The organism is Ulvibacter sp. 2210JD10-4, from assembly GCF_058148525.1.
Genome location: NZ_JBYVJZ010000057.1, coordinates 1 through 256 on the forward strand (window position 1 = coordinate 1; position 256 = coordinate 256).

The window sequence follows — 256 nt, forward strand, 5'->3', positions numbered from 1 at the left end:
TCCCGTGATTGGTTTTATATCGCATTTTGACACTACGCCTGACTTTACCGGTGCGAATGTAAATCCGCAGAGCATTGAAGATTACGATGGAAGCGACATTGTTTTAAACCAAGAACAGAATATTAGTTTATCTCCTGATGATTTTGAAGATCTTTTGCTGTATAAAGGAAAAACATTGATCACTACATACGGAACAACGCTTTTGGGTGCTGATGACAAAGCAGGTATTGCTGAAATAATTTCAGCAATGGAATAT

General features: G+C 37.5%; 1 pseudogene. It reads left to right on the forward strand.

Annotated features, from left to right (window positions below):
* A pseudogene (locus ACY2RT_RS15460) lies at positions 1-256 on the forward strand (peptidase T); the annotation flags it as partial.